Annotated in this window: 17 protein-coding genes; 9 read left to right on the top strand and 8 right to left on the bottom strand. The window is 72.5% G+C overall.

The features are described 5' to 3' along the window. Positions 1–146: 146 nt before the first annotated feature. Positions 147–533 (top strand): hypothetical protein, encoded by a 387-nt coding sequence (locus EXE57_RS09635; protein WP_135076916.1) that lies wholly within the window; start codon positions 147–149, stop codon positions 531–533. Positions 534–666: 133 nt separating this feature from the next. Next, complete coding sequence (locus EXE57_RS09630) at positions 667–1041, top strand: YciI family protein (RefSeq protein WP_135076914.1); 375 nt, start codon at positions 667–669, stop codon at positions 1039–1041. Positions 1042–1156: 115 nt separating this feature from the next. Here EXE57_RS09630 and dapB read toward each other — a convergent pair whose 3' ends face one another. From dapB to EXE57_RS09615, 3 genes are all read right to left on the bottom strand, one after another. Next, positions 1157–1957 (bottom strand): 4-hydroxy-tetrahydrodipicolinate reductase, encoded by an 801-nt coding sequence (dapB, locus tag EXE57_RS09625; RefSeq protein ID WP_135076911.1) that lies wholly within the window; start codon positions 1955–1957, stop codon positions 1157–1159. A 113-nt stretch (positions 1958–2070) separates the two neighbouring features. Beyond that, positions 2071–3396 carry an HNH endonuclease signature motif containing protein gene (locus tag EXE57_RS09620; protein ID WP_135076908.1) on the bottom strand — a complete coding sequence of 442 codons (1326 nt, stop codon included), beginning with the start codon at positions 3394–3396 and terminating at the stop codon, positions 2071–2073. Positions 3397–3744: 348 nt separating this feature from the next. Further along, positions 3745–4194 (bottom strand): potassium channel family protein, encoded by a 450-nt coding sequence (locus tag EXE57_RS09615; protein ID WP_135076905.1) that lies wholly within the window; start codon positions 4192–4194, stop codon positions 3745–3747. Positions 4195–4294: 100 nt separating this feature from the next. On the opposite strand from EXE57_RS09615, the gene nhaA reads away from it, so the two are divergent. The 7 genes from nhaA to EXE57_RS09580 are packed head-to-tail and all read left to right on the top strand — an operon-like array spanning position 4295 to position 13479. Beyond that, the gene (gene nhaA, locus EXE57_RS09610; protein ID WP_208542808.1) at positions 4295–6163 is read left to right on the top strand and encodes a Na+/H+ antiporter NhaA; all 1869 of its coding nucleotides are present in this window, start codon (positions 4295–4297) and stop codon (positions 6161–6163) included. Between the two features lie 10 nt (positions 6164–6173). Continuing rightward, positions 6174–7169, top strand: coding sequence for an AMP-binding protein (locus EXE57_RS09605; protein WP_135076902.1), 996 nt, complete (start codon positions 6174–6176; stop codon positions 7167–7169). Continuing rightward, positions 7166–8116 (top strand): o-succinylbenzoate synthase, encoded by a 951-nt coding sequence (locus EXE57_RS09600; RefSeq protein ID WP_135076899.1) that lies wholly within the window; start codon positions 7166–7168, stop codon positions 8114–8116. The genes EXE57_RS09605 and EXE57_RS09600 overlap by 4 nt, the downstream gene beginning before the upstream one ends. Beyond that, a complete protein-coding gene (gene menD, locus EXE57_RS09595) occupies positions 8113–9687 on the top strand; it encodes a 2-succinyl-5-enolpyruvyl-6-hydroxy-3-cyclohexene-1-carboxylic-acid synthase (protein ID WP_135076896.1) in 1575 nt (524 codons plus the stop codon). The genes EXE57_RS09600 and menD overlap by 4 nt, the downstream gene beginning before the upstream one ends. Positions 9688–9746: 59 nt before the next feature. Next, positions 9747–10691, top strand: a complete 945-nt coding sequence (locus tag EXE57_RS09590; RefSeq protein WP_135076893.1) for an SDR family oxidoreductase — start codon at positions 9747–9749, stop codon at positions 10689–10691. Further along, complete coding sequence (locus EXE57_RS09585; protein WP_135076890.1) at positions 10688–11599, top strand: helix-turn-helix transcriptional regulator; 912 nt, start codon at positions 10688–10690, stop codon at positions 11597–11599. Before EXE57_RS09590 ends, EXE57_RS09585 begins: the two co-directional genes overlap by 4 nt. A 26-nt stretch (positions 11600–11625) precedes the next feature. Then, positions 11626–13479 (top strand): Na+/H+ antiporter, encoded by a 1854-nt coding sequence (locus EXE57_RS09580; protein ID WP_135076887.1) that lies wholly within the window; start codon positions 11626–11628, stop codon positions 13477–13479. Between the two features lie 26 nt (positions 13480–13505). Here EXE57_RS09580 and EXE57_RS09575 read toward each other — a convergent pair whose 3' ends face one another. The 5 genes from EXE57_RS09575 to EXE57_RS09555 all read right to left on the bottom strand — a co-directional run bounded on the left by EXE57_RS09575 (position 13506) and on the right by EXE57_RS09555 (position 19376). After that, complete coding sequence (locus EXE57_RS09575; protein WP_135076884.1) at positions 13506–14645, bottom strand: ABC transporter ATP-binding protein; 1140 nt, start codon at positions 14643–14645, stop codon at positions 13506–13508. Then, complete coding sequence (locus EXE57_RS09570; protein ID WP_135076881.1) at positions 14638–15627, bottom strand: ABC transporter ATP-binding protein; 990 nt, start codon at positions 15625–15627, stop codon at positions 14638–14640. The genes EXE57_RS09575 and EXE57_RS09570 overlap by 8 nt, the downstream gene beginning before the upstream one ends. 8 nt (positions 15628–15635) lie before the next feature. Further along, complete coding sequence (locus EXE57_RS09565; RefSeq protein ID WP_135076878.1) at positions 15636–16586, bottom strand: ABC transporter permease; 951 nt, start codon at positions 16584–16586, stop codon at positions 15636–15638. 6 nt (positions 16587–16592) lie between these two features. Further along, positions 16593–17603 (bottom strand): ABC transporter permease, encoded by a 1011-nt coding sequence (locus tag EXE57_RS09560; RefSeq protein ID WP_135076875.1) that lies wholly within the window; start codon positions 17601–17603, stop codon positions 16593–16595. Positions 17604–17711: 108 nt separating this feature from the next. Next, positions 17712–19376, bottom strand: a complete 1665-nt coding sequence (locus tag EXE57_RS09555; RefSeq protein ID WP_135076872.1) for an ABC transporter substrate-binding protein — start codon at positions 19374–19376, stop codon at positions 17712–17714. Between the last annotated feature and the right edge of the window lie 146 nt (positions 19377–19522).

Genomic DNA, 19522 nt, shown 5'->3' with positions numbered 1-19522 from the left:
ACCGCCAGCGGCAGAGGCATATGACCCGCAACCGGGGGCCTTCGTGCCCCGCCGCACTCGCCCCACCTGCACTGCCGCTCATCGGCAGGAGCGGACGTCCGGGACCGGCGACGAGCTCGTCCTGTCGTTCAGCGACGATGGACCTCATGGAAGACCAGCTGTCGCGGCAGTCGGCCGAGGGCGAGGCGAAGGTCATCACGCTCTGCGGCTCGACCAGGTTCGAGGCCGAGTTCGCGGACGTCAACCAGCGGCTCACGATGGAAGGCTGCGTCGTGCTCAGCCTCGGGATGTTCAGGCTCCCCGACCTGCCGGACTACGACTGGACGACCGACAGCTGGGACCTGAAGGGGCGGCTCGGCCGCGTGCACTTCCAGAAGATCCGCATGGCCGACGAGGTGTTCATCGTGGATCCGGGCGGCTACGTCGGTGAGTCGACCCGACGGGAGATCGCCTACGCGGAGTCGCTCGGCACGCCCGTTCGCTATCTGAGCCGCGAGTGCTCGGCCCGACCGGGAGACGGCCGCCGGGAGTGAGTCGGGCCGGTCCGTGGAATGCGGCCCAGGGCGTGGGGCCGAACTGGCTCGCACGTGGGTGTCGTGTCGGCCGACTGCTGTTCGTAGCGTAGGTAGTGGCGGACATCGGGTCCGCCCGACGATGGGAGCAGGGATGCCTCAGTACCTCATCTACTTCAACCAGCAGTGGGTCGGCGACCACGACGAGGCGTGGTTCGAGAGCCGCGTCGAACCGTCCACGGCCGTCGTCCGGGACATGCAGGACCAAGGCGTCCTGGTCTATGCCGGCGGACTGGTCGAGGAGCTCGAGGAAGCGGCAAGCGCGGACGCCACGAGTGGCGAGCTGGTCGTCACCGACGGGCCGTTCGCCGAGACCAAGGAATGGCTCGGTGGCCTGACCATCGTGGACGTGCCCGACGACGAGTCCGCTCGCAGGTGGGCGGGGAGGGTGGCCGAGGGGTGCGGCTGGCCGCAGGAGGTGCGCCGCTTCAAGGCCGGCTCGTTGCAGGCGCTCACGCTCGGGGGGTGAGGCACGGGGCCGGCGGCGTCGTCGCGGGACGCACCGACATCGGCGATCGAGGCGCCGTCGGCCAGCATCGCGGTTCCTTGTGACGAAGCCGTGCGCCCACGCACCAAGGGTGAAGTCAGCTGTCGAGCAGGAGCCTGTCCAGTCCTCGCGTGAGGCCGGTCCGACTGGTCACTGCACGCGCGGCGAGCAGCGTGCCTCCGACGTAGGGGGTGGGCGTGCTCCCGGCGTCGTGGCGAATCGACAGTCGCTCGTCCGGAAGCCCGAACAGGACCTCGGTCGAGACGACGAAGCTGGGCAGTCGAACCGAGTGGACCTGCGTCCCACCCACCGCCGTCCCGCGAGCCTCGACCGCGCCACGAGTCTGCCCCGGTGGCACGTCGATCGAGTTGACCTGCACCTCAGCCAGTCGCTCGGCCAGTTCTCGGGCCGTCCCGCTGGGCGCGTCTGGCTTACCAGCCGAGGCATAGTCGATGACCTCGCGACAGGGCAGGTAGCGGGCGACAAGCAGCGATGCCGCCTGCGCCATGGCTGCCGTGAGCGAGAAGTTGCCAGCCGCGACGACACCCACGCCGGCCTCGGTGGCGGCCCGGTCGATGTCGACGAAGTCGTCGGCAGTGAGGCCAGAGGTTCCGATGATCACCGACACGGGATGCTCGAGCGCGGTCAGCACGTTGGCACGAACGGCCTCGTCGGAGGTGTAGTCGATCAGCACGTCGACACCGTCGAGCGCCTCCGCAACCGATCCGTAGACCGCCACCCCGAGCCGTTCACCGCCCCAGGCCGTGCCCAGGTCCTGACCGGCAGCCGAACGACTCACCGCGCTACTGAGCACCAGATCGTCCGAGGTCAACACTGCCTCGGCGATCGGACGTCCCGTCCAGCCCGTTGCTCCGGCAACGCACACCTTCGTGGTCATGCGTGGACGCTACCGCCCGTGTGCGGGCACGAGGGTGCGAGCCGTTCCACGCCCAGCGCCGGATGAGCTGATGCGTGCTCGGGCGTGGCGATGACCCACCGGAGTCGGTGGGGTCAGGGGCGGGGTCGAGGTCGGTCGACGGGGCGGGTGCCGGTGTGGTCGTGGAGGTAGTGGTGACCGTGGGGTGAGCGCCAGAGGTACTCGCCGGGGCCGAGCGGGGTGTAGCTCCACCCACCGTGGGTCTTGAGCCGGTGGTGGAAGGTGCAGAGGGCGGCGAGGTTGCCCGTGCTGGTGTCGGGTCGTTCGGGGTCGTACGGCGTCACGTGGTCGACCTGGCAGCGGCGGGCCGGGCGGCTGCACCAGGGGAAGACGCAGGTGCGGTCGCGGTGGACGACCTGCTCGCGGAGTCGGGGTGGGATCGCGTAGCCGGGGGCGCGGATCTGTTCGGCGAGGTCGAGGACGGGACGGATCGTGACCCGGGTGTGGCTGGCGGCGCACCAGCTGCGTACCTGGTCGAGCAGCACCTGTCGTGGGCCCTCCTCGAGCTCGGCGAGCCGGTCGAGGTGGACCTCGCCGCGGGTGGTCACCGCAGCGGCCAGCCGGACGTGGAGGACCACCTCGCGCGCGGGCGTGTGCGGGTCGTCCCGGTCGGAGTCGGCCCGCTGGTCGGTGGTGAGGTCGAGGGCGGTCTGGTGGCGGGCAAGGTGTCCCAGCGCTCGGGAGCGGCGTACGTCGAGTGGTGCGGTGGAGCCGAGGGCCCGGAGCTCCTCGGCGCCGCGGGCGAGGGCGTCGGCGAGGTCGACCTCGGCCTCGACCCGCACGGTGGTGTCGTAGGCAGCGAGCGGGTCGTGGACGGTGACGTGGCGCGGGTCGTGCCCGCAGCTGTTCTCGTCGTCGATCGTGGCGTCGGTGACGGTGGTGCAGCGGGCCAGCGCCTCGGCCACGAGCCGGTCGATGGCACTGACTCCGATGCGTTCGGCGTACGGGGCGACCATGCGGTCGACGTACGCCGCGGCGGTGGGCTCGAGGTCGGCGTGGATGGTGGCCTCCGCGATCCGGCGCGCCCGCCAGGCCTGGACCTGGCCGTCCTGGACCCGGTGCCAGAGCCGGGGGAGGCGGTGGCGCAGCTCGAGGGCGTGGCCGACCAGGCGCTTCCCGGCGGTGGTCGACATGCCGAGTGCTGCGGCGAGCTCGGCGAGGGAGAACTCGGCCACCAGTGGGCATCCCTGGCCGGCGATCTGTTCCTCGCGCTCACTGCCGGGAGGGGCGTCGAAGCAGGCGGCGAGGTGGATCGACTCGGGCGGGTGGAGGTCGGCCCAGTCGCACGCCGCGACCAGCAGTCGTGCCTCAGCCCGGTCGGCCGCGGCCCGCTCCTGCGTCGCGGTCGCCAGCACCCGCGCGGCAGCGAGTGCGGGGTCGGTGGCGAGCCTGTCGAACATGTGTTCGATCATAGAGGTGGCCACTGACACGAACGACGTCGCACGGCGGGCCGGTGGAGGGCGTCTCGATGAGTGCGTTCCATGGGCCGGGCCGGCTGTCGGAAGCGAAGGCGCTCAGGGTCCTCCGACTCGGCGTACCGGTCCAGGGAGGAGGCCCACATCCGGGAGCCGCCCCGGCCATGGGGCTCTCGTGCCTGAGGACCAGGAGGAGCTTCTGCCAGGCGCGGGCGGCGTCGGTGTCGTCCCACTCCACGTGCAGCCGGCTGCCCCGATCGGCTCCCGGCGTGATCCGGAACAGCCCGCCCACGGCTCGTCGCTCCTCGGCACGGCGGTCATCGCTCGCGAGCGTCACTCCCGGGGCGCTCGGCCCTGCAGGTGCTCCTCGATCCGCGCCAGGCGCGCGTCGAGGGTGTCCAGCCGCACTTCGAGGCGCGCTTCGAGCGTCCTCCCCTCTGCCTCGAGGAGGCGTTCCTCGCGGCGTGCGACCGCGGAGGCGAAGATCAGGGCCACGACCGCCGCCACCGCGCCGAGGACGGCGACGCCCATGATCATGATCATGCCGGCGACGACCCGCCCGGAGGTGGTCTCGGGCACGTGGTCGCCGTAGCCCACGGTCGTCATGGTGGTCATGGCCCACCAGATGCCGTCGCCCAAGGACTCGAACGTGGTCCCGTGCCGGTCACCCTCCAGGCGCCACACCATCGCGCCACCCACGAGGACGACCGAGCTCGACACCACGGCGGTCGCCAGGGCGAGGCGCAGGACGGAGGTGAGGGTCACTGACAGTCGACGGGGCATGGGCCCATCCTGCCGTGGCCGACAGGCCTGCTCCACGGCTTGCCGTGACGCATGCCGGGACGCGACCGGCCGGCTCCCCGCAAGTGGCTAGAGTCTCGTCGTGGCCACGAGCGACACCTCGGCAGCCGACGTCCACGACGACTTCGACGCCCGTCCGCGCGGCCCGCGCCACGCCTTCATCCGGACCGAGGCCGGCAGCGCCGGGCTCCTCGTCGTCGTCGCGGTGCTCGCGCTGCTGTGGGCCAACTCCCCGTGGTCGCAGGCGTACGTCGACCTGTGGCACTCCGAGCTCTCGGTCACGCTGGCCGGCCACGGCATCTCCATGGACCTCCACCACTGGGTCAACGACGGGCTGATGGTGGTGTTCTTCTTCGTCGTCGGGCTCGAGGTGCGGCGGGAGTTCTCGGTCGGCGAGCTCACCGAGCGCAGCCGGCTGACCGTCCCCCTGGTCGCGGGCATCGGCGGGATGCTCGTCCCCACGATCCTCTACCTGGCCCTCAACCCCAGCGGGGAGGCCGCCGCCGGCTGGGGCATCGTCATCGGCACCGACACCGCCTTCCTGCTGGGCATGCTCGCGCTCGTCGGGCCCGCGGTATCGACGCAGCTGCGAATCTTCCTGCTCACGCTCACCGTCATCGACGACATCGTGGCCGTCTCGGTCATCGGCATCGTCTACTCCGACGGCATCTCGCTGCCGTCCCTCGCGGTCGCCGGTGCGTGCCTGGTCCTGCTGGCGGTGATGGGCAGGGTGGGCATCTGGCGCGCCTCCCCGTACGTCGCGGTCGTGGTCGTGCTGTGGGTCGCGACCCTCGAGTCGGGGCTGCACGCCTCGATCGCCGGCATGGTGTCCGGCCTGCTGGTGCCGGCGCTCGACCCCGAGCGCCGCCTGGTGGAGTCGGCGGCCGACCAGTTCCGCGCCTTCCGGCAGTCCCCGCTGCCGAACCTGCAGCGCTCGGCCCGCCAGCAGCTCAACCGTGCGATCTCGGTCAACGAGCGGCTGCAGGAGGTCCTCCACGGATGGACGAGCTACGTCGTGGTCCCGGTGTTCGCGCTGGCCAACGCCGGGGTCGACCTGCGGGGCGGGCTGCTGGGCGACGCGCTGCGGTCGCCGGTGACGTGGGGCGTCGTGGTCGGGCTCGTCCTCGGCAAGCTCCTCGGCATCGGGGCCGGGGCGCTCGTCGCCTCGCGCCGCGGCTGGGGCAGCCTGCCCCAGGGCGTCGGCCCCGGTCACGTGTGGGCCGGTGCGGCCCTGTCCGGCATCGGGTTCACCGTCTCGTTGCTCATCGCGGGCCTGGCGTTCGAGGACGATCAGCTGCGCGACCAGGCGACCGTCGGCGTGCTGCTGGCCGCGCTCCTCGCCGGTGTCGTCGGGTGGGTGCTCTTCCGTGTGGCGGCGCGGATGGGCGAGGGGGACGCCGCCCTGCCGACGGTGCTGAGCGAGGCCGTCGACCTCGAGGTCGACCACGTGAAGGGGGACCCCGCCGCCGAGCTGACCCTGGTCGAGTACCTCGACTACGAATGTCCCTTCTGCGCCCGCGCGACGGGCTCGGCCGAGGAGGTCCGCGCCCACTTCGGGGACCGGCTGCGCTACGTGGTGCGGCACCTGCCGCTCTCGGTCCATCCCCACGCCGAGCTGGCCGGGGTCGCCGCGGAGGCCGCCGCCCGGCAGGGCCGCTTCTGGGAGATGCACGACCTGCTCTTCTCCCGGCAGGACCGGCTGACCTGGGACGACCTGATCGGGCACGCCACGGAGCTCGACCTCGACGTGGAGCGCTTCGCCGCGGACCTCGCCGACGAGCGGCTGCTGGAACGGTTGTGGCGCGACGTGGAGAGCGCCGCGGCCAGCGGGGTGCGTGGCACGCCGACGTTCTTCGTGGGGGAGCGCCGCCACATCGGCCCCTTCGACGCGCGCAGCCTGATCGAGGCGCTCGAGGCATCCCTCGACCCGAGGGTGAACACACCCGACTAGCGTTCTGGCCATGACCCCCGTCGACGTGGCCGGCACCCCGGCGGCCGTGGTGGCGACGCTGCGCGACTGGCTCGACGCCCAGGCGCCGCCGCCGCTCGTGGTCGAGACCTCGGGATCGACGGGCGCGCCGAAGCGGGTGCTGCTGCCACGGTCGTCGGTGCTGGCGAGCGTGGACGCGACGGCACGGCGGCTCGGGAGCGTGGGGCGGTGGGCGCTGGTGCTGCCGCCGACGTACGTCGCGGGGATCCAGGTCGTCGTCCGCTCCCTCGTCGCCGGCCACGAGCCGGTGCTCGACGGGTGGGGCGACGCGACCCATACCTCGCTGGTGCCGACGCAGCTCCACCGGATGCTCGACGACCCCGGCGACGCGCGACGGCTGGCGGCGATGGAGGCGGTCCTGCTCGGCGGCGGCCCCATCGACCCGACCCTCCGCGCCCGCGCCGAGGAGGCCGGCGTCAGGGTCGTGGCGACGTACGGCTCGGCGGAGACCTGTGGCGGCTGCGTGTACGACGGCTACGCGTTGGACGGCGTGGCGCTCGCCCTCGGGTCCGGTGGCCGCATCCGGATCGGCGGACCCACGCTCTTCGCCGGGTACGACGGCGACCCCGGCGCGACCGCCGAGGCACTCGTCGACGGCTGGTTCGTCACCTCCGACGCCGGTCGGCTCGACGAGGACGGCCGGCTCCACGTGATCGGGCGGGTCGACGACGTGGTGGTCAGCGGCGGCGTCAACGTCCCCACCCCGGCCGTCGCGGCACGGCTGCGCGAGCACCCGGACGTCAGCGACGCGGCCGTGGTCGGCACCCCGGACGAGGAGTGGGGCCACCGGGTCGTCGCCTTCGTCGTCGGCAGGCTCGACCTCGCCGGCGCCCGTGACTGGGTGGCGGCCGCCCACCCGCGCGCGTGGGCTCCCCGCGAGCTGATCGGCGTCGAGGCGCTGCCGCTGCTGGCGAACGGCAAGGTCGACCGGCTGGCGCTGCAGCGACGGGCCGGCGAGGCGCCGTGAAGGTCTGGTCGATCCCGCTGCGCACCCGCTTCCGCGGCATCACGGTCCGCGAGGGCGTGCTGCTCGAGGGGCCGGGTGGCTGGGGCGAGTGGAGCCCCTTCCTGGAGTACCCGCCCGACGTCGCCGACCCGTGGCTGCGCTGCGCCGAGGAGGCCGCGGCCGGTGACTGGCCCGAGCCGCTGCGCGACCGGGTCCCGGTCAACGTCACCGTCCCCGCCACGGACCCCGCGTCCGCGCACCGGATCGTCGGCGACGGCGGCTGTCGCACCGCCAAGGTCAAGGTCGCCGAGCCGGGACAGGGCCTGGCCGAGGACGAGGCACGGCTGGAGGCGGTCCGCGACGCGATCGGCCCCACCGGTCGCATCCGCGTGGACGCCAACGGCGCGTGGGACGTCGACGCCGCGGTCGCCGCGATCACCCGCCTCGACCGCGCGGCCGGCGGCCTGGAGTACGTCGAGCAGCCCTGCGCGACCGTCGAGGAGCTCGCCGCGTGCCGGCGCAGGGTCGACGTCCCGGTCGCGGCCGACGAGTCGATCCGCCGGGCGGCCGACCCCTACCGCGTCCGTGAGCTCGAGGCGGCCGACGTCGCGGTGCTGAAGGTGCAGCCGCTCGGCGGGGTCCGGGCGTGCCTGCGGATCGCCGAGGACATCGGGCTGCCCGTGGTCGTCTCGTCGGCGCTCGAGAGCAGCGTCGGCATCGCGGCCGGGATCGCGCTGGCCGCCGCGCTGCCCGAGCTGCCGTACGCCTGCGGGCTGGCGACCGTGCAGCTGCTCACCGACGACCTGGTGCGGCGCCCGCTGCTCCCGGTCGAGGGCGAGCTCCCGGTCGGCGCTCCCGTCGTCGACGAGGAGGCGCTCGACCGGCTCGCGGCGACCCCCGACCGGATCGCCGCCTGGGAGGCACGGCTGGCCGCGGTGCACGCGCTGCGGCAGGATCGACGACCGTGAGCACCGCGACCGAGCTGGCCAGGGGAGTCGTCAGCGCGCTCGTCGCCGGCGGTGTCGCCGAGGTCGTCCTCGCACCGGGCTCGCGCAACGCGCCGCTGGCCTTCGCCGCCCACGACGCCGCCGAGGCCGGGCTGCTGCGCCTCCACACCCGGATCGACGAGCGTACGGCGGCCTTCCTCGCCCTCGGCCTCTCGCGGACCGGCGGGCCCGCCGCGGTGGTGTGCACCTCCGGCACGGCGGTCGCCAACCTCCACCCGGCGCTCCTCGAGGCAGCCCACGCCGGCGTCCGGATGGTCGCGGTCACGGCCGACCGACCCGCCCGGCTGCGCGGCACCGGCGCCAACCAGACCACCGACCAGGTCGGGATCTTCGGGCCGCTCGTGCACACGCTCGACCTCGACGAGACGCCCGCCTGGTTGACGTGGGGAGGCGGACCCCTCCACCTCAACGTCCAGCTCGACGAGCCGCTGGTGCCGGAGGACCGCTGGACGCCCGACGTGGAGCGGGGCGAGCCGCCGCAGGAGATCCGGCCGGCGATCCACGAGACGATCGCCCTCGGCCCCCGCACGGTCGTGGTCGCCGGCGACGACGCCGGACCTCCGGCGCGGGTCCTCGCCGAGCAGGCCGGCTGGCCGCTGCTGGCCGAGCCCACGAGCGGCTCGCGCACCGGCACCCACCCCATCCGGTCCTACCGGCTGCTCCTCGACGGCGACCTCGGCCGGCGGGTCGAGCGCGTCGTCGTGTTCGGCCACCCGACGCTCTCGCGGCCGGTCAGCCGGCTGCTGGGGCGGGACGACGTGACGGTCCTCGACGCCGGCGCGAGGGGCGCCTGGTCCGACCGGCCCTTCGCCGTCGCCGACCGCTTCCTGTCAGGTCGTCCCGCGGCCGAGCCGGACGACCCGGCCTGGCTCGAGGAGTGGCGCGAGGCAGACCGGTCGGTCTCGCAGCAGCTCGACCGGCTGCTCGCCGCCGAGCCGGACCTGACGCCGTACGAGGTGGCGGGTGCGGTCAGCCGCGCGCTACCGCCCGAGGGCCTGCTCGTGGTGGGCGCGTCGAGCCCGGTGCGCGACCTCGACCTGGTGGTCGCGCCGTACGCCGTGGGTGACCGGCGCAAGGTGATCGCCAACCGCGGCCTCTCGGGGATCGACGGCACCGTCTCGACCGCGATCGGCGCCGCGCTCGGGCGGCCCCGCAGCAGCCGCTGCTTCGCGCTGATGGGCGACGTCACGTTCCTCCACGACGCCGGTGCCCTCGTCCTGGCCCCGCGGGAGCAGCGGCCCGACCTGACGGTCGTGGTCGTCAACGACGACGGCGGGTCGATCTTCTCGATGCTCGAGCAGGGGGCCGAGCCGTACGCGGACCGCTTCGACACCCTCTTCGGCACTCCCCACGGCGTGGACCTCGCGGCACTCTGCGCCGCCACCCGCACGCCGCACTGGCGGGTCGGGTCGCTGCCCGAGCTCGAGCAGGCCCTCGCCTCGCCCAACGGCGGCATCGAGGTGGTCGAGGTCCGGGTCCGCCGCGACAACCGCCGCGAGCTCGACCGGCGGATCCGCGCGCTCCGCCCCTGACCGGCAGCCCCGCAAGCACGATCAAGTGGCCCGTCGCGCGGAGCAGGCATGCTGTCGCCATGGCTTCCACCGCACTCTCGGGACGCGTCGCCCTCGTCGCCGGGGCGACCCGCGGCGCCGGACGCGCCATCGCCGTCGAGCTCGCCCGGGCCGGCGCCCACGTGTGGGCGACCGGACGCAGCAGCAGGGTCTCCGGCCCCTCGGAGATCGGGCGCCCCGAGACGATCGAGGAGACGGGGGAGCTGCTCGCCGAGGTCGGTGAGGGCGAGGCCCTCGTCGTCGACCACGAGGACAGCGAGGCGGTGGCTGCGCTCGTCTCCCGGATCGAGGCCGAGGACGGCCGGCTCGACGTGCTCGTCAACGACATCTTCGGCGGCGACCGCTACGCGCAGTGGGACAAGCCGCTGTGGGAGCACGACCTCGACGGCGGCTGGCGGATGCTGGGCATGGGCGTGCGCACCCACCTCGTCACCAGCCACCACGCGTTGCCGCTGATGCTGCGGAGCGCCCGGGACCACGGGCCCGGTCTGCTCGTCGAGATGACCGACGGCACCCACGAGGCCAACCGGACCTACCGGGCCGGGGTCGGCTTCTACTACGACCTGGTCAAGGCGGCCGTGGAACGGATCGTCGTCGGCCTCACCGCCGAGCTCGCGGACCGCCCGGTGACGGCCGTGGGGGTCACCCCCGGGTGGCTGCGGTCGGAGGCGATGCTCGACACCTTCGGGGTCACCGAGGAGACCTGGCGCGACGCGTGCGCCCGCGAGCCGGCCTTCGCGATCTCCGAGTCGCCGGCCTACGTCGCCCGCGGCGTGGCCGCGCTCGCGGCGGCCGACGACGTCGACCGCTGGGCCGGTCAGGTCGTGAGTGCCAGGCAGCTGTCCGACGCCTACGGCGTGACCGACACCGACGGTAGCCGCCCCGACTGCTGGGGCCACCTGGCGACGTACGGCTGGGGGCACGGCGGCGACGAGGGCGTCGCCCGGATCCGGGACTACCGGTGACCACCGCGGCGGACACGTTCGCCGAGTTCGTCGAGCAGCTCGTCGACGCGCTCGACGACCACGATGCCTCGCCCGAGGAGCGGGCGGACCGACTGCACTTCTCGCGCTTCCACGCCGACCGGATGATCCGCTCGGTCGCGGGGGAGCCGCCGCAGGCGTTCCGCCGACGGATCCTGCTGGAGCGGGCGGCCTACCGGATGGTCACGACGACGGCGCCGCTCCTCGACATCGCGGTCGAGGCGGGCTACGCCTCCCACGAGGCGTTCACCCGCGCGTTCGCCCGGGCCTACGGCGTCCCGCCGGCCACCTGGCGCAGGAAGCCCGGCCACCTGCAGGTACCGGCGCCCAGCGGCGTCCACTTCCACCCACCCGGCGGCCTCCGGCTGCCCGCACGAGACGAGGTCACGAGCATGGAGCTCCTCACCAGGATGGTCGAGCACCACGTCTGGCTCACCGGCGAGATGGTGCGCCTGGCCGAACGGCTCGCCGACGAGCAGCTCGACCGGCCGATCGAGCTCGACGTCGACGAGGACCGGCAGACGATCCGGTCGCTGCTCTCGCGGCTGGTCGGCCAGATGGGCATGTGGAACGCCGCGCTGGCGACGCGCGACTACGACTGGTCCGTCGAGGACCACGAGTCGCTCCGATCGCTCCGCGAGCGGCTGGCGGTCGAGGGACCGACGTACCTCTCCCACGTGCGGGAGGTCGTCGCCGCGAACCGTCTCGACGACACCTTCGTCGACGCCCTGTGCGAGCCCGCGGAGGTCTTCACCTACGGCGGCATGATCGCGCACGTGCTGACCTTCGCCGCCCACCGCCGCACCCTCGTGGCGCTGGCGTTCGCGCAGCACGGGGTCGAGGACCTGGGCTGGGGTGATCCCATGACGTGGGTCGCCTCGAGGGCCTGACTGGACCGACCCCACACAATGGGCAGGTGGAGATCGCCCTGCTGCTGGTCGTGCTCGCCGTGGTCGTGCTCGCCGGCACCGCCGTGGCGGAGCGGATCGGCACCCCGCCGCCCCTGTTCCTGGTGGTGGTGGGGGTCATCGGGTCCTGGGTTCCCGGGGTGCCCGAGATCCAGCTCAGCGCCGAGGTGGTCCTCTTCGGCCTGCTCCCGCCGCTGCTGTACGCCGCCGCGCTGCAGACCTCGCTGGTCGACTTCAACGCCAACCGCCGGCCGATCCTGCTGCTCTCGGTGGGGCTGGTCGTGTTCACCACCGTCGGGGTCGCCGTGGTCGTCGAGGGGCTGCTCCCCGGCCTCGGCTGGCCCCTGGCCTTCGCGATCGGCGCCGTCGTCGCACCGCCGGACGCCGTCGCCGCGACGGCGATCGGTCGCCGGATCGGGCTGCCACGACGGATCGTGACGATCCTCGAGGGGGAGTCGCTGCTCAACGATGCCACTGCCCTGGTCTCGCTGCGCACCGCCCTCTCCGCAGCGCTGGGCGGCGTCGGCCTGCTGGCCGTGGCGGGGGACTTCGTGCTGGCTGCGTTCGGTGGGGCTGCCGTCGGCTTCGCGGTGTTCCTGCTGGTCGCGCGGGTCCGCCGCCGGGTGACCGACCCGATCCTGGACACCGGCATCTCCTTGGTGGTCCCGTTCGCGTCGTACGTCCTGGCCGAGGAGATCCACGCCTCGGGCGTGCTCGCCGTCGTGGTGGCCGGGCTGCTGCTCGGCCACAAGGCGCCGGTGCTGCAGACCGCCCAGTCCCGGATCGCCGAGCGGACCAACTGGCGCACCATCGCCTTCGTCCTCGAGAACGCGGTCTTCCTCCTGATCGGCCTGCAGGCCGAGTGGATCCTCGCGGGCGTGGCCGACAGCGAGGTCGCACCCAGCCGCGTCGCCCTGGTCTGCGGCGCCACCCTGCTGGCCGTGGTCGCCCTGCGGATGGCCTGGGTGTTCACCACCGGCCAGCTGCTGCTGCGCCGCTCCCAGGCGCGGCCACCGGCCTCCTACACCTTCCTGCTCGGCTGGGCGGGCATGCGCGGCGTGGTGACCCTGGCGGCGGCCTTCGTGATCCCCGAGGGCACCGAGCACCGCGAGATCCTGCTGCTCGTCGCCTTCACCGTGGTGGCCGGCACCCTCTTCGGCCAGGGTCTCACGCTGCCGTGGCTGGCCCGCCGGCTCGAGGTCCCGTCGCCCGATCCCGCCGAGGACGCACTGGCGCGCGCGACGCTGCTCCAGCAGGCCTCCAAGGCGGGCTTCAAGGCGTTGGCCAAGGAGGAGTACGACGACCACCACGGGGTGACCGAGGCGGTCCGGGCCCGGGTGGAGCAGCGCAACTTCGCCGCCTGGGAGCAGCTCGGGCCGAACCTCGACGAGGAGACGCCCAGCGAGCAGTACACGCGGCTGCGGAGGATCATGATCGACGCCGAGCGGACGCGGGTGCTGCAGGTCCGCAGCCGGGGCGAGGTGGCGGCCGACGTGGTCGCCGAGGTGCTCGTCATGCTCGACGTGGAGGAGTCGATGCTCGACGCGGCCAGCCGGTCGCGCGAGGAGCTGAAGGGAGCGACCATGGCTGAGCTGAGCCGACACGCGGACGCGTGCGCCGACCTGGAGAGCCATCCGGCGATCGAGACCGACCGGGACCCCGCGTGTCCGGAGTGCCTCGAGGAGGGCCTGCGCTGGGTGCACCTGAGGCAGTGCCTCGCGTGCGGCCACGTGGGCTGCTGCGACTCCTCACCGGGTCGGCACGCCAGCGCCCACTTCCACGAGACCACCCACCCGGTGGTGCAGTCGGCCGAGGTCGGCGAGACCTGGCGCTGGTGCTTCGTGCACCACCTGACGGCCTGAGCCTGCAGCCCGGTCGAGCGGGTCGCTCAGCCGAGCTCGGAGACCGAGGCCGGCCCGAACGCCGACCCGCCGTCGGCCGCGCCGCTGGTCGCCTCGACCAGCTCGGCGTCGACGGCGTGCGCCCCGAGGTCACCCGCGGCGATCGCCTCCGCCCAGTGGCACGCCACCCGGTGGCCGGGGGTGACCCCGTCGACCTCGACGACCCGCAGCTGGGGCCGCTCGTCGTCGCAGCGGGTCGCCTGCCGCCAGGGGCAGCGGGTGTGGAAGCGGCAGCCGCTCGGAGGGTTCGACGGCGACGGCAGGTCGCCGGTCAGCAGGATCTGCTCGCGCCGGTCCTCGATCGCCGGGTCCGGCACGGGCACCGCCGACATCAGCGCCCGCGTGTACGGGTGCAGCGGGGTGTCGTACAGCTCGCCGGCCTCGGACTCCTCGACCAGCCCGCCGAGGTACATCACGCCGATCCGGTCGCTGATGTGGCGGACCACGGCGAGGTCGTGGGCCACGACGAGGTAGGTCAGCCCGAACTCGTCCTGCAGCTCCTCGAGCAGGTTGAGCACCTGCGCCTGCACCGACACGTCGAGCGCGCTGACCGGCTCGTCAGCCACGATCAGCTTGGGGCTCACCGACAGCGCCCGGGCGATGCCGATCCGCTGCCGCTGGCCGCCGGAGAACTCGTGGGGATACTTCGCGAGCGCGGCCGGGGGCAGCCCGACGGCGGCGAGCAGCTCGAGCAGGCGGGCCTTGGTGGCTGCCTTGTCGGTGTCGAGGCCGTGGGCCCGCATCCCCTCGACCAGCAGCGACTCGACCGACTGGCGCGGGTCCAGGCTCGACATCGGGTCCTGGAAGACCATCTGCATCTCGCGGCGCTTGCGACGCAGGGTCTCGCCCTTCAGCGTCGCGATGTCCTCGCCCTCGAAGACGACCGAACCCTCGGTCGGCTCCTCGAGCTTGAGGATCGCCCGGCCCAGCGTCGACTTGCCGCAGCCGGACTCGCCGACCAGGCCGTACGTCTCGCCGCGCCGGATCTTGAGGTCGATGCCGTCCACGGCGTAGACGAACCCGACGATCTTGTCGAACACCACTCCCCGCTTGATGGGGAAGTGCACCTTGAGGCCCTCGACGTCGACCAGCAGGTCGTCGTCGGCGGGGGTTGGCCGGTCACTCATGCTCCACCTCCACGGGGTTGTGGCAGCGCAGTCCGCGGCCGCCGTGCTCGATCTCCCACTCCGGGGTCTTGTCCCGGCACACGTCGATCACGTGGGAGCACCGCGGCGCGAACGCGCACGCGGACGCCCAGGGCAGGTTGTCGCTGACCGATCCCGGCACCGGCGTGAGCTTCGCGCCGCGGGGGACGTCGAGCCGGGGGATCGACGCCAGCAGGCCGTGGGTGTAGGGGTGCCGGGGTCGTGCGAAGAGGTCGTGCCGCTCGCCGCGCTCGACGATCCGGCCGCCGTAGAGGACGTTCACCTCGTCGCAGAGGCCCGCGACGACGCCCAGGTCGTGGGTGATCATGATCAGCGCGGTGCCGGTGTCCTGGACCAGCTCCTTGAGCAGCGCCAGGATCTGCGCCTGGATCGTCACGTCGAGCGCCGTCGTGGGCTCGTCGGCGATCAGCAGTCGCGGGGCGCACGCCAACGCCATCGCGATCAGCGCCCGCTGGCGCATCCCGCCGCTCAGCTGGTGGGGGTAGTTCTTCAGCCGCGCCTTGGGGTCGGGGATGCCGACCCGCTCGAGGAGCTCCTGGGCCTGCGGCATCGCCTCCTTGCGCGACATGCCGCGGTGGCGCTCCATCACCTCGGTCACCTGGAGGCCGATCGGGATCACGGGGTTCAGCGACGAGAGCGGGTCCTGGAAGATCATCGCGATGTCGCGACCACGGCGGTCGCGCATCTCGTTCTTGGACAGGCCGATCAGGTCGACCCCCTCGTACGTCGCCTCACCCTCGACCCGGTTGCCGCGATCGGGGAGCAGGCCCATGATCGCCAGCGAGGTCACGGACTTGCCGCAGCCGGACTCGCCGACGAGGCCGACGGTCTGGCCGGCGTGGACGTCGAAGGAGACGCCGTCGACAGCCGTGAACGGCTTCTCGCCGTGGCGGGTGAAGGTGACCCGCAGGTCGTTCACCGAGAGCAGCGGACCCGAGTTCATCGCGGGGGTCACCTCCGGGTCTTGGGGTCGAGGGCCTCGCGCAGCGACTCGCCCATCAGCGTGAAGCCGAGCGCGACGACGATGATGCACAGCGCGGGGTAGACGGCCAGGTGGGGGTAGTCGTAGATGAACTGCTGCGACCGGCCCAGCATCTGGCCCCACTCCGGCTGTCGGTCGTCGGGGTTGCCGAGGCCGAGGAAGGACAGTGCAGCCGCGTCGATGATCGCGACCGCGAGCACCAGCGTCGCCTGCACGATGACCGGCCCGAGCGCGTTGGGCAGCATGTGGCGGAAGACGATGGCGCGCTGCTTGACGCCCAGCGCCCGCGCCGCGAGGACGTGGTCGCTGTTGCGCTGCGCCAGCATCGACCCCCGCAGCAGGCGGGCGAAGATCGGGATCTGGATCACCGCGATGGCGATGATCAACGTGTTCTGGCTGGGCCTCGGTGCCAGCGCCGCGATCGAGAAGGCGAGCAGCAGCGAGGGCAGCGCCAGCATCACGTCGACGATGCGCATCACGAAGGAGTCGGCCCAGCCGGCGAAGGCGCCGGCGATGAGTCCGAGGATCATCCCGCCGGCGAGGCCGATGATCGTGGCGACGACACCGACGATCAGGGTCTGCCGGCTGCCGACGAGCAGCCGGGACAGCAGGTCGCGTCCCTGGTCGTCCGCGGCGCCGAGCGGGAAGCCGGGCTGCGGTCCGGGGATCGGGTTCGTCTGCTGCCGGACCTGGTCGAGCAGCAGGGGGGCCGACGGGTCGTGGGGTGCGATCCACGGGGAGATGATGGCCAGCACGATGAACAGGGCCGTGATCACGCCGCCGATGAGGAACACCGGGTCGCGGCGGAGCCGGCGCCAGGCGCTGGCGATGAGGGAGACGCCGGGGGTGTCGTCGACGGACCCTGCGGCGAGGGCGTCGATCTTCTCCTTGCGGCGCTCCGCGTAGGACTGGGGGGTCATGTCACGTCACCTCGTCCTGATGCGGGGGTCGATGATGGCGTAGGCGATGTCCACGAAGAGGTTGACGATCACGAAGATCGCGGCCGCCGCGAGGATCAGCACCTGGAGGACGGGATAGTCCTTGTCACGGATGGACTCGGCGAGCGCCTGCCCGATGCCGGGGAACGAGAAGACCGTCTCGGTGAGCACGGCGCCGGCGAGCAGGGCACCCACCAGCAGGCCGATCGTGGTCACCACCGGGAGCATGGCGTTGCGCAGGATGTGGCGTCCCCGGATGACCTTCGTGGACAGGCCCTTGGCCTCCGCGGTACGGACGAAGTCGGCGTCCATCGTGTCGAGCACCGAGGCCCGCGTGATCCGGAAGATCACGGCGAACGGGATGGTCGCGAGGGCGACCGCGGGGAGCAGCAGGTGGAGGAACGCGTCCCAGGCGGCGTCCCACTCGCGGGTCATGATGCCGTCGAGGACGAAGAAGCCGGTGACGCGGGTGGCGTCGATCGAGGCGTCCTGGCGCCCGGACACCGGGAGCAGCTGCCACTGGACGGCGAAGAAGTACTTGAGCAGGAAGGCGGTGAAGAACACCGGCACCGCGACACCGACGAGGGAGAAGATCACGGCGCCCGAGTCGAGCACCGACCCGCGGCGGCGGGCCGCCCAGTAGCCGAGCGGGATCCCGAGGCTGACCGCGATGAGCATCGCCAGCAGCGACAGCTCGATCGTGGCGGGCAGCCGCCCGAGGAAGATCTGGAAGGCGTCCTCACCGGGCAGCACGGCGGTCGAGGCACCGAACTCGCCCTGGAGGGCGCGCTGCACGAACTTGAGGTACTGGACGTAGATCGGTTGGTCGAGGCCGAGGGCGGCCTCGAGGGCTGCCCGTCGGGAGGGGGTGGCGCGCTCGCCGAGGATGGCGGACACGGTGCCGCCGGGCAGCGACCGCAGCCAGACGAACAGCAGCAGGGACAGCACCACCAGCACGCCTGCCATCTGCAGCACGCGGCGGACGATGAATCGGGCCATGGAAGCTCCTGTGGACAGTGGTGAGGGGGGTCACCCGCGGCGGATGACCCCCCTCGACCGCACGTTCCGGACTCTCAACCGGCGCTCAGGCCGGGGACGAGTGGTCCGTCACTCACCGCCGACGCTGACGGTGTCGAACTCCTCTGCCGTCAGCGGGCTCGGGATGACGCCCTCGACGTCCGGCCCGACCACGAGGGCCGGCGGGGAGTGGCTGATCGGCAGACCGGGGAGGTAGTCCTCCATGATCTGCTGGTTGATCGTCTCGAAGGCCGTCGCGCGCTCGGCCTCGTCCACGATCCCGTCGGCCGACTGCAGGTCGTCGGCGAGCTGCTTGCCCCACGGCATGACCTCGGTGCCGAAGTCGTTCTCCTTGAGGTTGCCGAAGAACGTGCCGATGAAGTTGAACGCGGCGTCGTAGTCGCCGGTCCAGCCGAGGAGGTAGGCGTCGTACTTGCCGGCCGTCACGTTGTCGAGGTAGCCGCCGTTCCAGGAGGCGGTCTGCACGTCGACCTTGATGCCGACGGCCTCAAGGTTGGTGCGCAGGGCCTCGAAGAGCTGCTGCGGGTCCGGCATGTAGGGGCGGCTGACCTCGGTCGGGTAGGCGAACTTCAGGGTCATGCCCTCGGCGCCCGCCTCCTGCAGCAGCTGCTCGGCCTGCTCGGGGTCGTAGGGGTACGCCTCGAGCTCGGAGTTGTAGCCGCTCACGGTGGAGGGCATGAACTGCGTCGCGACCTCGGCGCCCTCGGGCAGCTGGCTCTGGACGAGCTGCTCGCGGTCGAGGGCGTACATCAGCGCCTGGCGGACCTTGAGGTCCTTCAGCATCGGGTTCGCCTCGGGGTTCAGGCCGAGGTAGAAGATGTTGAACGGGTCGCGGATCTCGACGCTGTTGCCGCCGTCCTCGAGACCGGACCAGTCGGCCGGGCTCGGGAGGTCGTAGCCGTCGATGCTGCCGGCCTCGAGCTCCTGGCGACGGGTGCTCTCGTCGGGGATGACGCGGAAGACCAGGTTGTCGGTCTTGGCGGCGTCGCCCCAGTAGTCGTCGTTCGCCTCGAGGCTGATGGTCTGGTTGGCCTCGTCGTACTCACCGAAGGTGTAGGGGCCGGTGCCGACGGGGGCCTGCGCGTACTCGGGGAAGCTGAAGCCCTCGCCCTCGGTGGCGATGCCGTTGGCGTCGCCGCTCTCCATCGCCGCGGGCGACTGCATGGAGAGGGACTCCAGGGTCAGCATCGTCGGGAAGCCCGACGTGGCGCGCGAGATGGTGACGACGGCCTCGAACTCACCGGCGGCCTCGCAGCCCTGGTAGAGCGAGCTGTCGGGGTCGTTGGAGAACCCGCCCATGACGTAGCCCCAGTACTCGGCGGCGACCTGGCCGGCCTCGTTCTGGTCGAACATCCGCTCGAAGTTGGCGCACACGGCCTCGGCGTTGAAGGGCTCGCCGTCGTGGAAGGTGACGTCGTCGCGGAGCGTGAACGTCCACTCGGTGCCCTCCTCGTTGGAGGTCCACTCGGTCGCGAGCTCGGGGACGACCTCGGCGCTGCCGGGCTCGATGCCGAGCAGGCCCTCGAACATCTGGCGGGTGACGCGGAAGGTCTCGCCGTCCGTGGCGTACAGAGGGTCGAACATCTCAGGGGCGCCCGCGGCGCCGAAGGTGAACGTGGACGACCCGCCGCCGGAGCCGTCCCCCTCGCCGCGGTCGGACTCGGCGCACGAGGTGGCCACGAGGGCAAGTGCCCCGACCACGGCTACCGACGCCATCTTTCGAGTGGTTCTCATCAGTGCAAACCTCACTGTCGCTCCAACGGTCCGCCCTGGCGGCGGACCCCCTCGCCCCGAGTGCGTGAGCCACGTCTCGCTGGGCGTCCCGCGCACTCTAGCCCCACGTCGCCGCCCGTGAAACAGACCGAGCCCCCGGTGCGCCA

It is taken from the genome of Nocardioides euryhalodurans (assembly GCF_004564375.1).
GTDB lineage: Bacteria > Actinomycetota > Actinomycetes > Propionibacteriales > Nocardioidaceae > Nocardioides > Nocardioides euryhalodurans.
Note: the sequence above shows the minus strand (reverse complement) of the source record. Positions and strands in the feature narration are given on the sequence as shown.

What these genes read in the sequence shown, in the direction of transcription:
- EXE57_RS09590 (WP_135076893.1), top strand. Translation starts at nt 9,747, where the DNA reads ATGGCTTCCACCGCACTCTCGGGACGCGTCGCCCTCGTCGCCGGGGCG.
- EXE57_RS09620 (WP_135076908.1), bottom strand. Translation starts at nt 3,396, where the DNA reads ATGTTCGACAGGCTCGCCACCGACCCCGCACTCGCTGCCGCGCGGGTG.
- EXE57_RS09635 (WP_135076916.1), top strand. Translation starts at nt 147, where the DNA reads ATGGAAGACCAGCTGTCGCGGCAGTCGGCCGAGGGCGAGGCGAAGGTC.
- EXE57_RS09630 (WP_135076914.1), top strand. Translation starts at nt 667, where the DNA reads ATGCCTCAGTACCTCATCTACTTCAACCAGCAGTGGGTCGGCGACCAC.
- EXE57_RS09565 (WP_135076878.1), bottom strand. Translation starts at nt 16,586, where the DNA reads ATGACCCCCCAGTCCTACGCGGAGCGCCGCAAGGAGAAGATCGACGCC.
- EXE57_RS09575 (WP_135076884.1), bottom strand. Translation starts at nt 14,645, where the DNA reads ATGAGTGACCGGCCAACCCCCGCCGACGACGACCTGCTGGTCGACGTC.
- EXE57_RS09570 (WP_135076881.1), bottom strand. Translation starts at nt 15,627, where the DNA reads ATGAACTCGGGTCCGCTGCTCTCGGTGAACGACCTGCGGGTCACCTTC.
- EXE57_RS09605 (WP_135076902.1), top strand. Translation starts at nt 6,174, where the DNA reads ATGACCCCCGTCGACGTGGCCGGCACCCCGGCGGCCGTGGTGGCGACG.
- dapB (WP_135076911.1), bottom strand. Translation starts at nt 1,957, where the DNA reads ATGACCACGAAGGTGTGCGTTGCCGGAGCAACGGGCTGGACGGGACGT.
- EXE57_RS09560 (WP_135076875.1), bottom strand. Translation starts at nt 17,603, where the DNA reads ATGGCCCGATTCATCGTCCGCCGCGTGCTGCAGATGGCAGGCGTGCTG.
- EXE57_RS09555 (WP_135076872.1), bottom strand. Translation starts at nt 19,376, where the DNA reads ATGAGAACCACTCGAAAGATGGCGTCGGTAGCCGTGGTCGGGGCACTT.
- EXE57_RS09615 (WP_135076905.1), bottom strand. Translation starts at nt 4,194, where the DNA reads ATGCCCCGTCGACTGTCAGTGACCCTCACCTCCGTCCTGCGCCTCGCC.